The organism is Paraburkholderia sp. Tr-20389 (genome assembly GCF_017104565.1).
Lineage (GTDB): Bacteria > Pseudomonadota > Gammaproteobacteria > Burkholderiales > Burkholderiaceae > Paraburkholderia.
This window is the reverse complement of sequence record NZ_JAAGPD010000002.1, coordinates 38,262-52,879: the sequence shown is the minus strand read 5'-3', so window position 1 is coordinate 52,879 and position 14,618 is coordinate 38,262. Positions and strand designations below refer to the sequence as shown.

The 14,618-nt window shown below is 61.4% G+C and carries 13 protein-coding genes and 1 tRNA gene; 5 read left to right on the top strand and 9 right to left on the bottom strand.

The window, feature by feature from the left end; genetic code table 11:
* Positions 1–631: 631 nt before the first annotated feature.
* Positions 632–1,351: an anti-sigma factor gene (locus G3N95_RS04605; protein WP_205968816.1), complete on the bottom strand. Its 720-nt coding sequence runs from the start codon at positions 1,349–1,351 to the stop codon at positions 632–634.
* Positions 1,348–1,950: a sigma-70 family RNA polymerase sigma factor gene (locus G3N95_RS04600; RefSeq protein ID WP_205968815.1), complete on the bottom strand. Its 603-nt coding sequence runs from the start codon at positions 1,948–1,950 to the stop codon at positions 1,348–1,350. The genes G3N95_RS04605 and G3N95_RS04600 overlap by 4 nt, the downstream gene beginning before the upstream one ends.
* Before the next feature lie 443 nt (positions 1,951–2,393).
* Here G3N95_RS04600 and G3N95_RS04595 point away from each other — a divergent pair, with 443 nt between their 5' ends.
* The 5 genes from G3N95_RS04595 to G3N95_RS04575 all read left to right on the top strand — a co-directional run bounded on the left by G3N95_RS04595 (position 2,394) and on the right by G3N95_RS04575 (position 7,483).
* A complete protein-coding gene (locus G3N95_RS04595) occupies positions 2,394–3,359 on the top strand; it encodes a ferritin-like domain-containing protein (RefSeq protein ID WP_205968814.1) in 966 nt (321 codons plus the stop codon).
* A 98-nt stretch (positions 3,360–3,457) separates the two neighbouring features.
* Entirely contained in the window at positions 3,458–4,756 is a 1,299-nt protein-coding gene (locus G3N95_RS04590; RefSeq protein WP_205968813.1) for an Nramp family divalent metal transporter, read from the top strand.
* Positions 4,757–4,940: 184 nt separating this feature from the next.
* Positions 4,941–5,720: a DUF1295 domain-containing protein gene (locus G3N95_RS04585; RefSeq protein WP_205968812.1), complete on the top strand. Its 780-nt coding sequence runs from the start codon at positions 4,941–4,943 to the stop codon at positions 5,718–5,720.
* Between the two features lie 49 nt (positions 5,721–5,769).
* Positions 5,770–6,867 (top strand): cyclopropane-fatty-acyl-phospholipid synthase family protein, encoded by a 1,098-nt coding sequence (locus G3N95_RS04580; RefSeq protein WP_205968811.1) that lies wholly within the window; start codon positions 5,770–5,772, stop codon positions 6,865–6,867.
* A 73-nt stretch (positions 6,868–6,940) separates the two neighbouring features.
* Complete coding sequence (locus G3N95_RS04575) at positions 6,941–7,483, top strand: lipocalin family protein (RefSeq protein WP_241018242.1); 543 nt, start codon at positions 6,941–6,943, stop codon at positions 7,481–7,483.
* Between the two features lie 31 nt (positions 7,484–7,514).
* Here G3N95_RS04575 and G3N95_RS04570 read toward each other — a convergent pair whose 3' ends face one another.
* The 7 genes from G3N95_RS04570 to G3N95_RS04545 form a co-directional block, all read right to left on the bottom strand.
* Positions 7,515–8,726 (bottom strand): cyclopropane-fatty-acyl-phospholipid synthase family protein, encoded by a 1,212-nt coding sequence (locus G3N95_RS04570; RefSeq protein WP_205969039.1) that lies wholly within the window; start codon positions 8,724–8,726, stop codon positions 7,515–7,517.
* A 2-nt stretch (positions 8,727–8,728) separates the two neighbouring features.
* Positions 8,729–9,526, bottom strand: coding sequence for a DUF1365 domain-containing protein (locus G3N95_RS04565; RefSeq protein ID WP_205968810.1), 798 nt, complete (start codon positions 9,524–9,526; stop codon positions 8,729–8,731).
* Positions 9,523–10,821 (bottom strand): FAD-dependent oxidoreductase, encoded by a 1,299-nt coding sequence (locus tag G3N95_RS04560; protein ID WP_205968809.1) that lies wholly within the window; start codon positions 10,819–10,821, stop codon positions 9,523–9,525. Before G3N95_RS04560 ends, G3N95_RS04565 begins: the two co-directional genes overlap by 4 nt.
* Before the next feature lie 558 nt (positions 10,822–11,379).
* On the bottom strand, positions 11,380–11,676 hold the full coding sequence (locus G3N95_RS40995) for an Arm DNA-binding domain-containing protein (RefSeq protein ID WP_346778361.1): 297 nt from the start codon (positions 11,674–11,676) through the stop codon (positions 11,380–11,382).
* A 260-nt stretch (positions 11,677–11,936) separates the two neighbouring features.
* Positions 11,937–12,021, bottom strand: a tRNA-Leu gene (locus tag G3N95_RS04555).
* 148 nt (positions 12,022–12,169) lie between these two features.
* Entirely contained in the window at positions 12,170–13,165 is a 996-nt protein-coding gene (locus tag G3N95_RS04550; RefSeq protein ID WP_205968808.1) for a 2-hydroxyacid dehydrogenase, read from the bottom strand.
* Between the two features lie 91 nt (positions 13,166–13,256).
* Positions 13,257–14,612: an MFS transporter gene (locus tag G3N95_RS04545; RefSeq protein ID WP_205968807.1), complete on the bottom strand. Its 1,356-nt coding sequence runs from the start codon at positions 14,610–14,612 to the stop codon at positions 13,257–13,259.
* Positions 14,613–14,618 lie beyond the last annotated feature (6 nt).

Below are 14,618 nucleotides of genomic sequence, written 5' to 3'. Positions count from 1 at the left end.
AGAGCAGACGATTCACTCAGGCGGAGTATCGATTCAGCTGGTCGTGTTCGTGATGCCTGTTGAAGGGACGAGCGGGCATGTGATGGATAGAAAAACCCCGCGAGACCTTGATCTGGCGGGGTTTCCCGGAATGAAGCGGCAATTGCCGGAATATCTTTTGGTGCTAGGGCGGGAATGAAAAAATCCTTGCTTTCGCGTGCCAACAGGTGAACGGGCGGCCGTTGGTAAAGAGCGGACCCGAGAGATTGATTCGGGGGAAGTCGGCCAGTCTCCCTCGTTTGCCTCCCGACTGAATAGGGAGCACTCCGCATTGGAACTACAGACATCGCGAGAGCATCGAGCAACGTTATGCCTTTTGTGCGGCGAAATCTAACCCACGCTCGCGAACGGCATCGAGGCTATTTCTGCATAGCTCATCGCGATGAGCGGTAGCGCTGCCTCGTCTTGCGCTTGGACAACAGTGCTGGCTCACGGCGAGCGGCTAGACCGCAGGTTGAATCCTGCTTCGGAATTCGCCGATGCGCTCTCCTTTGTCGCGACAGGCGCCACACTCCCGCGATTGATCACAGGTCATCGCATTTGAGCGAGCACGGAAAAGCTGATCTCGTCAATGCACATTAGCGGATGCGGTTCAGATTCCCTCTATGTGCCCGGCAGCGAGCACTGGTCCGGTGGGTTGCCCAGTTGGAGATCCGCCATGGGGCTCGAGTGACACGGCAAGCGAGGTCTGCGGCCCGAGATTCTGAAGCTGCGCCTGCGCGACATGCACGACCGTTGGGCGCTGCGTGTCGATCACACCGAGCGAGATTGGCTTCGAGCCTTGCGGAATCATCCACAATTGCGTCGACTTGGTTGCCGCAATCGCAATGCCACGCAGCGGCACGACGACGATCTGCGCATTTTGCGAATCCACGGTGGCAGTCCAGCTTGGGCCCACACCCTGAGGCTCCAGCGTTGCGACGAGGTATTGCGCGCCCGCTGCGGGAGCGGCGGCGTTGTGCAATTGCACGGTACGCGTCAGCACGATCGCCAGCGCGCACGCCGCGACGACCGACGTCAACCCCGTCCAGCGCCAGAACGACAGGCTGTGCCACAATCCGGCGCGACGCCCGGCCCGTGCCCATCCCAGCTGAGATTGCATACGATCCCAGACGTGGGCCGGCGGGACCACGTCTTCCAGATCCTCCGTCAAAGGCATCAGACGCGATTGCCAGCGCGCCAGCGATGCCGCCATGCCCGGTTCCTGCTGCAGCGCAAGTTCGATCTCGCGGCGCTCGCTCTCGCCGAGCACGCCTAGTACGTACTCCGCGCAGCGCAGATCGTTTTCGTCGGAAGAGTGGGGTGTATTCATCGTTCAAGACACGCTTTCAGTTGCATCAGGCTGCGCCGGATCCAGCTTTTCATGGTGCCCAGAGGAACGCTCATGCGTGTGGCAAGTTCAGCGTAAGAAGACCCCGTAAAGAACGCTTCCCTGACGGCATGCCGCTGCGCGTCCGGCAGGGCTTGCAGACAGCGTTCGAGCCGCTGCCTCTCCTGGCTGAGTTGCGCGAGGGCGGCAGGTGTCGGTGATTCGTCGACGATCTCTTCAGCAGAGGTTTCATCGAGCGGTTGCGTGTGGCGGCGCCTGATGCGATCGATTGCGCGATTTCTGGCTATCGTGCCAAGCCAGGTGAGTGTGCTCGAAAGTTGCGGATTGAACGTTGCCGCCTGGTTCCATGCCGTGACATACACGTCCTGGAGTGTGTCTTCCGCCTCTGATCGGTCACGCAGTATCTTGATGCAAATGGCGAAGATTTTCGGGGACGTCCGGCGATAAAGCGTTTCGAACGCAGCCCGATCGCGCAAAGCGACGGCGGACAGCATACCGTTCAGATCGTCGCGCGCGGCGGTATCCGCGGACTTGGGCGCGCCCGATGGTTCACGTAAATCCTTTGGCTGCCTTGAGGACATGTTCCACCCGGGCTGACTGTGCGACGTACGCCTTCGTGCGCGTAGTGTATCAGCGCAATGAGTGGCGAACGTCCTGTTACCAGCGAATAGTTGCAAGAGCATCAGGACCTCGGATCGTCTCGATCGTCGAATTGCTTTCCTTTTTACGCGCCTGCACGTGTCGTGGATGCAAAAACGGTCAGGGATACGGGAATTTTGCCCAACAGCCTGGACTGATGATAGTCAGAATTGCAGCATTCGATGCGGACGAAGCATGTCTTGCCAAGACGATCGGACTGCAGATGATCCCGGCAAAAAATATAGTTGTAGCGCGCTGCATCCGCCCGCGAGTTCGCGTCGTATTGCAGTTGAAGACGCGACCGTTGCCTGCCAGTGACAAGTCCGTGTCTCCGTTCATGCCGTGATTTGCATGAGTTGATCTGAACATCGAAAGGAGCAGGGTCATGTCAGAAGCGAAAGCACTTCTCGATACGTTCGACCGGCGTGCCGAGCGTCGCCGGAACCGCCGACAGTTCTTCAGAAACGCCGGTGGTCTTGGTCTGGGGCTGGTGGGCGGCACGATCATCAGCGCATGTGGTGGGGGATCGGGCAACAACGCCGGTGCGGCCGCCGCGCCTACCGATGCAGAGATTCTCAACTTTGCGCTCAACCTCGAATATCTTGAATCGCAGTTCTACAGTTACGCGACCACGGGTGCTGGCTTGCCCGCCTCAATGACCACGGGCGTCGGGACAATGGGGAGTGTGATTGCCGGCCAGCAGGTACCGTTTCAGGATCCTGTTGTCAAAGCCTACGCGAACGAGATCGCAAAGGACGAGCGCGAGCATGTCACGTTTCTGCGTAGTGCGTTGGGCTCGGCGGCTGTCGCGCAGCCTGCAATCGACATCGGCGGCACGGACCCGAACGGCGCGTTCTCGAACGCGGCGCGTGCTGCGGGACTCGTCGGCGCAGGAGCCGCATTCAACCCCTACGCTAGCGACAACAACTTCCTGCTGGGCGCATTCATCTTCGAAGACGTGGGCGTGACTGCCTACAAGGGCGCATCGCCGTTGATCACGAACAAGACGTTTCTCGAAGCGGCGGCGGGCATACTTGCGGCCGAGGCGTATCACGCGGGCCTCGTGCGCACGACGTTATATGCAAGAGGTATCGACATGACGAGCCTGGTGTCGGCGGCCAACGCGATTTCGGCAGCACGCGACGCCATTGACAACAATGGCCACGATGATCAGGGCATTTCCGGCGCCACAGCCGATACATCGAACATCGTCCCGTTAGACAGCAATGGCCTTGCGTTCAGCCGCAACTACGCGAACGTGCTGAATATCGTGTATCTGACGAGCTCCGCGGCCATGAAGGGAGGGTTCTTTCCGAACGGTGTGAATGGCACGCTCAATATGAGCGCGTGATTTCGCATTGCGTCGGCTGGCGCAGCGGGCGGTGTGCAGCGTTTCGCCCGCTGTTTTTTGCACGCCGTCTTGCGCGCAACAACGACCAGGGACCATCCATGAACAGAATCGCTGTACGCACCGCAGTGCCCGCATCGCTCTCCGAGCGCTCGCGAACGACGATGCGTGCGGCGCTCGACGGTGCACGCGGCGGTCCCCGCACAATGCTCGCATTTGCCGGTCCTGCCATCGTCGCCTCGGTCGCCTATATCGATCCCGGCAATTTTGCCACCAACATCCAGGCGGGTGCGGGCTATGGTTACGCGCTCCTGTGGGTCGTCGTGCTGTCAAATATGATTGCCATGCTGTTTCAGTCGCTGTCGGCAAAACTGGGTCTGGTCACCGGGCGCAATCTCGCGGAGTTGTGCCGTGACCACCTGCCGCACCGTTGTGTGATCGCCATGTGGATGGTCAGTGAACTGGCTGCGATGGCGACAGATCTTGCCGAATTCACGGGCGGTTCGATCGGCGTGTCGCTGCTCTGCAGGCTGCCCATGTTGCCGGCGATGGGTATCACGGCCGCTGTTACTTACAGCCTGTTGCAGTTCGAGAAGCGCGGCTTTCGTCCACTGGAGCTCACGATCGCGGCGCTCGTGGGCGTGATCGGGTTATCGTACCTCGCGGAACTGACGTTGACGCAAGTAAGCTGGCGCGCGGTCGCACATCACGTCGTTACGCCCGCCATTCCCGACAACAATGCGTTGACGCTCGCGGTGGGGATCGTCGGTGCGACCGTGATGCCGCATGTGCTGTTTCTGCATTCCGGGCTGATGCAAAGTCGCGTGTCGGCGCGCAACGACCGCGAGCGTTCGACGTTGCTGAAGTTTTCGAATCTCGAGGTGGTCGCAGCACTCGGCGTGGCAGGTCTCATCAACATGGCGATGGTGATCATGGCATCGGGCGCGTTTCATCAGGGAAACCCGGACATTGTCAGGATCGAGACGGCGTGGCACACGCTCACGCCACTGCTCGGAAGCGCCGCAGCAGGATTGTTCCTCGCCGCGTTGATTGCCTCCGGCATATCGAGTTCGGTGGTCGGGACGATGGCAGGGCAGATGATCATGCAGGGCTTCGTGCGTTTTCATACTCCGCTCTGCGTTCGAAGGCTGGTGACGATGACGCCCGCGTTTGTCGTGGTCGCATGCGGAGTGGACGCAACACGCGCGCTGGTATTGAGCCAGGTCGTGCTGAGTGTCGCGTTGCCCGTTCCGATGATCGCATTGGTGTGGTTCACCTCGCGTACAGCGGTGATGGGGCGTTTTCGCAATCGCATGGTCACAAACGCGGGTGCGCTGATTTGCACGGCAGTCGTGCTGGGCCTGAACATCGTGCTGATCGTGCAGTCATTTCGCGGCTGAACGCAACAGTCTTGCACGGGCTAACGACGCGGCAAACCGCGCCGAATCGATTCAATTCCGCGACATGGCCTCCGCAACGGCATATGGTTTGCGGCACATTTGCCGCAATGCATCCACGCGCCTTCTTGGCGCGTATAACCTGCCAAATAGAAGTCTTGCCAGCTCGCGTTACAAGGAGTCGTCGATGTCGCCCGTCGTCGCTGCGTCTATTGCGTTCGTGTTGCTCGTCGCGCTGTTCGCGGCCTTCTGGGTGTGGCAGCGGACGAGCGCGAACGCCGGCATGATCGATCCGATATGGGCTTTCTCGCTGGGCACGATCGCGCTGTTCTATGGGATCGCGGGCAACGGCGATCCGCTTGCCCGCGTGCTCGTCGCGATCGGCGGCGGCATCTGGGGCGCACGCCTCGGCTGGCATTTGTGGCGGCGTAACGCGGGCAAGCCGGAAGACCCGCGCTATCACCAATACCGCGAGCAGTGGGGCGCGGACGCGGGGCGCAAGATGTTCTGGTTTCTCGAACTGCAAACTGTCATCTCTCTCGTGCTGTCGCTTGCGTTCGCTGTGCCTGCGTGGCGGGCGGACAGACCTTCCGCCGCATGGGTCGCGATAGCGGCGCTGATCTGGTTCGCGTCGGTCGGCGGCGAGGCGATTGCGGACAGCCAGCTCAGGCGCTTCGTCGCCGATCCGGCGAATAGGGGAAAGGTGTGCCGCGCCGGCCTGTGGCGCTACTCGCGGCATCCGAATTACTTTTTTGAATGCCTGCACTGGGTAGCGTATGTCGCGCTTTCGGTCGGCTCGCCCTGGGTATGGTTGACGCTGATTCCACCCGTGCTGATGGCATGGCTGCTGATGAAGCTGTCCGGCGTGCCGATGCTCGAAGCGCATCTGGTCCATTCGCGTCCTGGCTACGCCGAGTACATGCGTGAGACCAGCGCGTTGATACCGTGGCCGCCGCGTCGCGGCTGAGTACTACTGATTCCCGGCACGCATTCCACTCAAGCGAACGGTGCACGCCATGTCATTCACGGTAACCCGGCCTTCAATCGACAACCCGAAAAACGCCTGCGAAGACTGGCTGATCCATGCGTGCGAGCGCGGCTGGGTGCCGGATCGTCTGATTCGCCTCGGCATGCGCCGGCTGATGCGGCAGCGTCTGATCGAAGAAGGTGCGTTCGATCATGCGCTTCGTTCGCAACGGTTCAGCGCGCTCATCGACGAGTTGCGCGCAAGTCCCGTCGCAATCGAGACCGACGCCGCGAACACGCAACACTACGAGTTGCCGTCGTCGTTTTTCGAGGCACATCTGGGTCCGCGGCTGAAGTATTCGTGCTGCCTCTACCCACGCGGCGACGAGACGCTCGAACAGGCGGAGCAGGCAATGCTCGCGCTCTACGCAGAGCGCGCGCAGATCGAAGACGGTCAGACCATACTTGACCTCGGTTGCGGGTGGGGATCGCTCGCGTTGTGGCTGGGGATGCGTTACCCGCGAGCGCGGATCGTGGCCCTGTCGAACTCGCGCGGTCAACGTGAATTCATCGAGGCGCGAGCAGCGTCGGCCGGCATCACGAATCTGCGCGTCGTAACGGGCAACGTCGTGCAGTTCGAATTCGAAGATGGGTTGCGCACCGGCTATTTCGACCGCGTGCTATCCGTCGAGATGTTCGAGCATATGAAGAACTATGGGTTGCTGCTCGAACGTATTGCGCGCTGGATGCGCCCCGACGGCAAGCTCTTCGTCCATATCTTCGCGCATCGGACGATGGCCTGGCATTTTCAGACCCGCGATGCGACGGACTGGATGTCGACGTACTTCTTCACGGGCGGCACGATGCCTTCGGAAGCGCTGTTGCAGCACTTTCAGAATGACCTGCGCATCGACCGGCAATGGTGGATCGGCGGCGCGCATTACGCGCGCACGGCAGAGCACTGGCTGGCGAATCTCGACGCGGGGCGCGCACAGGTGATGCCCGAGCTCGGCCTGGCCTATGGTGTGGAGAGCGCGGCACTGTGGTTTCAGCGCTGGCGGATGTTTTACATGAGCGTGGCCGAACTCTTCGGCTACGCAAACGGCAACGAGTGGGGCGTAGCCCACTACCTGTTCGAGAAGCGGTGATGGGATGAAAATGCCGACGTGGAATACGCGAGCTGTATGTTCACTGGTTGCTGTCGCGGCGGCGGCCTTTGCGATGTCGGCATGTTCGCAATCGCCGGCAAATCCCAATCCGCGTGCCGACGCGCCGCTGAGGCCCGCGAACGTCAATCTGCCGCGCTACATGGGCCGCTGGTATGTGATCGCGATCATTCCGTATTTCCTCGAAAGCAAATACGTCGGCAGCTATACGGACTGGTCGCTGCGCGAAGACGGCAAGATCGACGACCGCTACACCGCGCATGCGAAGACGTTCGACGCGTCGCCGTCGAAGTTTCATTTCGTCGACAGCGTGGTGCCGGGCAGTGGCAACGGCGAGTGGAAGGTGCGTATCGTCTGGCCGGTTCACGTGACGCAACTGACGCTTTACGTCGATGACGATTATCGCTATACGCTGCTCGGCGTTCGTGACAAAAGCCTTGGCTGGATTTTCGCGCGTGAACCGGATGTCAGCGACGACGTCTATCGTTCACTGCTCGCGCGCCTCGATGCGTTGGGCTTCGACGCGTCGCGTTTTCGACGTGTGCCGCAGCATCCGCAGCAGATCGGCAAGCCCGGCTTTCTGCCGCCGGCTAAGTGACGCCTGAAGCGGGCCGCATTCTGAACGCGGCTCACGCGGCGGCAGTGAGCACGAACTGCCTGACGTCCGTGCGCTGTTCGGCGAAACCTGCCTCGCAATACGCAAAATAGAGCCGCCAGGTGCGAATGAAAAGATCGTCGAAGCCGAGCGCGCGCACGGCTTCGAGGTTCGCCTCGAAGCGCTCATGCCAGCATCGCAGCGTGCGCGCATAGTCGCTTCCGAACGATAGCGACTCGACCGACTCCATGCCCGCGCGTTTCGCCGCGAGCCGAAAGTGTTCGGCGCCCGGCAGCATGCCGCCCGGAAAGATGTATTCGCGGATGAAGTCGCTGGAAGAACGATAAGCGGCGAAGTGCGAGTCGTCGATCGTGATCGACTGGACGAGCGCGCGCGCGTCTTGCTTCAACAGGCGTTTCAGCGCAGTGAAGAAGGTGTGCCAGTAGCGTTCTCCCACGGCCTCGAACATTTCGATCGACACTACCGCGTCATAGATACCACGCAAGTCCCGATAATCGCGCAACTCGATCGAGACGAGATCGCCGAGTCCGGCTTGCGCCACGCGCTCGCGCGCCCATTCGTACTGTGCCCCGGAAATCGTCACGCCATGCACGCGGATACCCAGACGGCCGGCGTGCAGCGCGAAGCCGCCCCAGCCGCAGCCGATCTCCAGCACGCGCATTCCGGCACGCAACTGCAACACGTCGACGATGCGCTGATATTTTGCCGCCTGGGCATCGTCGAGCGTCAGGTCGGCATCGCCCCCGAACAGCGCGCTCGAATAGGTCATGCTCGGGTCGAGCCACAGTGCGTAGAACGGATTGCCGAGATCGTAGTGCGCGTGCACGTTACGCTGGCTGCCACGCCGCGTATTCGGGCGCAGCCAGTGCCGCAATCCATAGAAAAGCCGTGCCGGCATGCTGCCCGCCACGGTGCGCGGCAACGCAGCCTCATTGCGGATGCCGAGCCTCAGCAGCGCGACGATGTCGGGCGTGTCGAGCCACCGCGCACGGTACGCTTCGGCAAAACCGATGTCGCCTGCCAAAAGGATTGCGCGACACGCGCGCCAGTCTCGCAGGATGAGTTGCGCGCCCGGATGAGCATGCGGGTCGCCGAATACGCGTTGCTGGCCGCCGGGCGTCGTCAGAACGAGATGGCCGACGCACACGCGGCTCAGCAACGCGAGAAACAGCCGGGCAAAAGCAGACGCACCGCCCGCGGCATAGAAGGCGCGCTGAAGCGTCATGGTCACGATTCCTCGTTGGTTGTTGTTTGATGAGAGTGAGGCGATGGCGGTTGTCTGCCGTGAAAGGGCACCTTTCTGAGCCACAGGTGCAGCGCCTGCCAATGAATGCGCACGATCACGCCGACCGTGAGAAGCGGTTGCCGTGCGAGCGCGCGCAACGCACTGGCGCGTGTAAGAGGGTGTTTGTCGAGCGAAATGGCCGTGCGGATCAGGAGCCCTTGCGCATCGTGATAGTCGATGGAGATCGAGGATGCGTGCGCACTCTCGCGGATGCGGAAGACATAGTGGCCTTCGACGCGACAAAACGGAGACACGTGCAGCGTCTTCGTGCAAACGAGTTGGGTATTCGCGTCGACAGGACGGTTGTCCGCTGCTTTGAGCACATACGAATGGCGCTCGCCGAATGTGTTGCGCACCTCGGCGAGCAAGACGCGCAGATTGCCGTCACGGTCGTGACAGAGCCAGAAGCTGACCGGGTTGAACGCGTAGCCGAATATGCGTGGAAAGGTTTGCAGCCAGATAGAGCCGCCGTCGAGGTCGACGCCTGCGTCTGCGAACTTGCCGTGTATCCACGCGAGCGGATCGGTGCCGTCGCATGCGCCATAGTCGCGCCTCATCAGACTCAGCGGTCGAAGACGATCGACGCCCAGCCACCAGCAATCCAGTTCCGGAAGCCTCGCGAGATCGCATCGAATGCAGAACACGGGATAGACGAAACGGTGACGCACGGGGTGCATCCGTTCGTGAGCAACGTGACCAGACAGCAGCCATGCTGCCTGATTGGATGATGTCCCGTTCATCGCACGGACCATGCGGGTTCGACGCCGAAGTCGCACGCAACGCGCAGCGCCGACTTCAGCCCGTCCTCATGAAAGCCATAGCCCGCCCATGCGCCCGCGAACCACGTGCGCCGCACGCCCTGCAACGAAGGGAGGTGAGTTTGAGCAGCAACGGCCGCGCTGTCGAGCAGCGGATGATCGTAGTCGAAGCGCTTAAGGATCGTTTCGTGTGAAGGCGGTCGTGAAGGATTGAGCGTCACGATTACGGGGCTCCTGAACTGCAACGGCTGCAGACGGTTGATCAGATAGCTCACGCAGACCGGCCGCATGCTGTTTGCGCCTTGCGACACATAGTTCCACGCGGACCATACCCGCTCGCGGCGCGGGAGCAATGCCGCGTCGGTGTGCAGCCACGCGACATTGGGTTGATAGCGAATCGCACCGAGCACACCACGTTCGTCCTCGCCGGGGTCTTCGAGAAGACGCAGCGTATCGGGCGCGTGCGTGGCGAGAACGACGGCGTCGTAGCGCTCCCATCCTGATCCACTCGCGATCAGGACGCCATCCTGCGTGCGGCGCACCGCGAAGACGGGCGCGTTCGTCCGAACGTCGTCCAGTGTGGCGACGATCCTGCGCACGTACTCGCGTGCGCCGCCTGCGACTGTTTTCCAGCGTGGACGGCGATTGACCTGCAGCAGTGCATGGTTCAGGCAGAAGCGCAAAAAGGTCGCGGCGGGGAAGCGCAGCACGTCGGACGTCGCACACGACCAGATCGCGGCTGCCATCGGCAACAGGTAGTGCTGCCGGAACGGTGCGCCGTAACGTCCTTCCGTCAGCAGGTCGTCCACCGAGCATCCGCTGGCGGCCGCCGCTGCGAGATGCGTTTCAGCCGCCGAGTTGAAACGCATGATGTCGCGCAACATGGCCAGGAAGCTGGGCGAGAGCATATTGCGCCGCTGCGCGAACACGGTGTTCAGATTGGTGCCGGCCCATTCGAGCCGGCCATGATCGAGCGAGACGGAAAATGTCATGTCGCTTTCGTGTGACTCGACGCCAAGCTCGTCGAAGAGGGCGATCAGGTTGGGATAGGTGCGATCGTTAAAGACGAGAAAGCCGGCATCGACGGGATGGGTGAGGCCGTCCAGTTCGACGTCGACGGTATTCGTGTGGCCGCCGGCATAGCCCGACGCTTCGAAAAGGGTCACGCGATGGCGGCGGGCGAGCAGATACGCACTCGCGAGCCCGGCAATACCGGCGCCCACGACAGCGACGCGACTGCCGGGCGAAACTGGACAGGTGGCCGTCTGCACATCCATTGCGCGATCTCCCTCAGCGACGGGCCGATAGCGGACGATGAGACCGGCGGCGCGTCATACCCTTTGTACGCACGGCGACAGCCGACGGATGCAGCCGCGCGGCGGGATCTCCCTGATCTGCTGCCATTGATGCGAGTCGCGCCGGGTGCAAGGTGTCGCGCTGACATTAAGACTCTTTGAACCGTGAAAAATATAGCCGGATATAAGGGCTGGAAACGGGACAGAAATAGGACGCTGACTGATAAACCGCCGGTTCAGTCAACCATAATCAGCTTCGGCCCAGCAGGGGGAATCGGTCAACAGACGTTGAAAGGTTTGAATACCAATGGCGCGTAGAGTGTGAGCATCATGCGATGCACACGGCGGTAGATGGGCAGAGTCGCATTAACTGAGTTGTTTCTCGTACCTCATCCGGCACACTGGTTCGATCGACTTCGCTGTAGCCGCGATGTTCGAAAAGCGCTGCGCGGTCGTTGGCAAGAGCCACAAGGCCGCATAGATGCGCGCCTCGGCTTCCCGTTCGATCGCATGAAGCAGAGACGTGCCGAAACCCGTTGCTCACAGATGCAAATCGACAGCCAGCGACCTGAGCAACGCATCCATTCGCAAAGGTTCCAGACAGACGCTTCCCGCGATGGCACCCCCTTCGTCGGTGGCAACGAGAAACCTGGATAGCAGTACAGCCGTGACGTCGAGGGCTTGCGAGGAGGACGAGTTTGAACTTGCCGACCGTTGACGGCATAACGCGCAGGAAAGCGAGACGTTCGGATAAATGCCGAGCGCTAAAGTCTTGTCTTTGCCAGCGAACCGGTAGTTCATGCGCCAGCATTTCGCGCCGGACTTACCGAGTTGCAGCTACATGCGTCCGCCGTCAGCCAGGCGGTTACCGACTCCCTGCGGGTTATAGCGGGCATTTCTGACTTGGGCGTCGGTAAGCGGCTGGTGGTATCTCCAAGGCGGAAGGAGCGGAATCTCGCCCGATACCAACAAAAAATACCACCAGAAACCCGCGGCTGTCGAAGGGACGAGCGGGCATGTGACGGAAAGAAAAACCCCGCGAGACCTTAATCTGGCGGGGTTTCTTGGAATGAAGCGGCAATTGCCGGAATATCCTTTGGTGCCCAGGGCGGGACTCGAACCCGCACGCCTTTCAGCGCTACCCCCTCAAGATAGTGCGTCTACCAATTCCGCCACCTGGGCAAGGGGACGCAATTGTAGCGACTAACCGAACGGTTTTGAAGAGGTGTCGATTGGAAGTTGTAGCCTTGCAGGTTCGACGGCTACGAGCGCTTGCGCGTAGAACCTGCATTGCCTCATCCCGTTCGCTTCGTGCGTTCTCGCGCTTCTTTCAGCCGATGTTCTCGACGGCCACGTCAGCCCGATCGCTTTGCGCGGCGTGGCTGCGAGGTCCTGTGATCCCAAAGTGCTGCGCGAGCGTATCGACGACGTTCTCCGCCATGCTTCGGCGCGTTTCGTTCGTTGCGGAGCCGATATGCGGCGTCAGCACCACTCTACGATCGCGGATCAGCGCGTCGGGAACAAGCGGTTCGTGTTCGAAGACATCGAGCGCGGCGCCCGCGATTTTGTTGTCCGCCAGCGCGGCGATCAGTGCGGGTTCATCCACCACGGGACCGCGAGCGATGTTCACGAGAAACCCGCGCGGCCCCAGCGCATCGAGCACGGCCGCATTGACGAGATGATGCGTCGCCGGAGACAGCGGACAGGTCAGGATCAGCATGTCGCAATCGTGGGCGAGGCGGACGATGTCGTCGTAGTAGGGCATCTCGACGGGTTTGCGCGAAGGGCCGAAATACGCCAGCTTCGAGCCGAATGCTTGCAGCCGATAAGCGATCGCCGAGCCGATCGTGCCTAGTCCGACGATGCCGATCTTCATGCGCGAGATCGACCGTCCGAGAGGATACTGTCCCTGCTCGGGCCAGACACCCGCGCGAACGAAGGCGTCGGCGTTGACGAAATCTCGCGTGACGGCAAGCGCCAGACCGACGGCCGCATTGGCGACGTCTTCGGCAAGAATGTGCGAGGTGTTTTCGATCCGGATGCCACGCGTCCTGGCGGCTTTCACATCCAGGTTGTCGAGGCCGGCGCTATAGCTGGAAATGATCTCCAGGGAAGGCAAGGCATCGAGGAACGCGGCATCGATCTTCGTCTTGCGCAACGCGATGCCGCGTACCCGATGGCCGTGTTCCGCAAGAAACGCAGACGCGGCGTCAGGATCTTTCGGCAGTTCGAGCACGTTGAAGAGCGCGCGGAGTTCGGCCTGGGTCCACTCCGGCAATTCGGCTGCGTTGAGGATGACTGGCTTGAGCGTGTCGGCTTGTTGCATAAGCTGTGTTCCATGAAGAGCGCCCGGCGTATCGGCACGCCGGGCCTGGTATGTTGCATCGATTACGGCATGATCGAATGTCGATCCTGCTTCAGTTCATCTTCACGCGCTGGATGTTGCCCATGAACAGCAGATAGACGACGGCAGCGACAAGGCAATGCGCGGCCACGAAGTAGAGTCCGACCGTGTAGCCACCCGTCGCCTGCACGATGTAGCCGAAAGCGATCGGCGTGACGATACCGCCGATGTTGCCCACGCAATTGAAGATCGCGCCCGCAAGGCCCACTGCTTCGCGCGGTGCGGTATCGCTGACGATGGCCCAGGTGCCCGCACCCGCAGCCGCGCCTTTGCCGAAGAAGGCCAGCGTCATGAGTCCGACGATCACGGCATTGCTTTCGGTGAAAGCCGACAGCACGAGGCAGCAACCCACCAGCATGCCGACGATATACGGCGTCTTGCGCGCCCACGATACGCTCCAGCCGTGGCGGATCAGCATGTCGGAAATCACGCCGCCGGCGATACCGCCGAGAAAGCCGGACACGGCGGGAATCATCGTCGCAAAGCCTGCTTCCATCACGTTCATGCCGCGTGCCTGGACCAGGTAGATTGGAAACCACGTGATGAAGAAATAGCTGAGCGCGATCGTGCAGTACTGGCCGATGTACGAACACCACAGCATCCGGTTGCCGAGCAGCGTGCGCGCCATCGCCCACGATACAGCGGGTCGCGATTGCAGTTCGTGTTTCGAGTCGATATCGATCATTGCGCCGCCGGCGACGATGTGATCGAGTTCGGCACTGGAGACGCGCGGATGATTGCGCGGCTCGTGCATCACGACAGCCCACAGTCCTGCCGCAGCAATGCCGATCAGGCCGAGCGCAATGAACGGCGCGGGCCAGCCGTATTTTGCCGTGAGCCAGCCCGCGAACGGCGAGAAGATCGCGACGGCGAAGTAGGACGCCGACGCGAACAACGACGTCGCAAGCCCCCGCTCTTCCTTGGGAAACCACATGACGGCGACGCGCCCGTTGGCGGGAAAGCTTGGCGCTTCGATCAGGCCGAGCGCGAAGCGCAACGCGAACAGCAGCGCGAGCGCAACGGAGAGATCCGACGTGACGTTGCCGATGAAGCCGACCAGCATCGTTGCGATCGACCACAGAATCAGCGTTGCACCATACATCTTCTTGGTGCCGAGCCGGTCGAGCAGCAGGCCGCCGGGAATCTGCCCGACCACGTACGCCCAGCTGAACGCCGACAGCACGTAGCCCAGCTGCACGTGGTTCAGTCCGAATTGCTTCGAAATGCCCGGACCCGCGATCGACAGGATCGCGCGGTCCGCATAGGCGACCGTCGCGAGCAACAGGATCGTCGCGAGGATCGAGTAGCGGGTGCGCGTCATGCGTTCCGACGCGGTGGATATATACTCACTCGTTCGGTGTGAAGCCATCGATAT

Bases quoted from the DNA above. Each gene is read 5' to 3' on its own strand.
- G3N95_RS04605 (WP_205968816.1), bottom strand. From the start codon at position 1,351: ATGAATACACCCCACTCTTCCGACGAAAACGATCTGCGCTGCGCGGAG.
- G3N95_RS04600 (WP_205968815.1), bottom strand. From the start codon at position 1,950: ATGTCCTCAAGGCAGCCAAAGGATTTACGTGAACCATCGGGCGCGCCC.
- G3N95_RS04595 (WP_205968814.1), top strand. From the start codon at position 2,394: ATGTCAGAAGCGAAAGCACTTCTCGATACGTTCGACCGGCGTGCCGAG.
- G3N95_RS04590 (WP_205968813.1), top strand. From the start codon at position 3,458: ATGAACAGAATCGCTGTACGCACCGCAGTGCCCGCATCGCTCTCCGAG.
- G3N95_RS04585 (WP_205968812.1), top strand. From the start codon at position 4,941: ATGTCGCCCGTCGTCGCTGCGTCTATTGCGTTCGTGTTGCTCGTCGCG.
- G3N95_RS04580 (WP_205968811.1), top strand. From the start codon at position 5,770: ATGTCATTCACGGTAACCCGGCCTTCAATCGACAACCCGAAAAACGCC.
- G3N95_RS04575 (WP_241018242.1), top strand. From the start codon at position 6,941: ATGTCGGCATGTTCGCAATCGCCGGCAAATCCCAATCCGCGTGCCGAC.
- G3N95_RS04570 (WP_205969039.1), bottom strand. From the start codon at position 8,726: ATGACGCTTCAGCGCGCCTTCTATGCCGCGGGCGGTGCGTCTGCTTTT.
- G3N95_RS04565 (WP_205968810.1), bottom strand. From the start codon at position 9,526: ATGAACGGGACATCATCCAATCAGGCAGCATGGCTGCTGTCTGGTCAC.
- G3N95_RS04560 (WP_205968809.1), bottom strand. From the start codon at position 10,821: ATGGATGTGCAGACGGCCACCTGTCCAGTTTCGCCCGGCAGTCGCGTC.
- G3N95_RS04550 (WP_205968808.1), bottom strand. From the start codon at position 13,165: ATGCAACAAGCCGACACGCTCAAGCCAGTCATCCTCAACGCAGCCGAA.
- G3N95_RS04545 (WP_205968807.1), bottom strand. From the start codon at position 14,612: ATGGCTTCACACCGAACGAGTGAGTATATATCCACCGCGTCGGAACGC.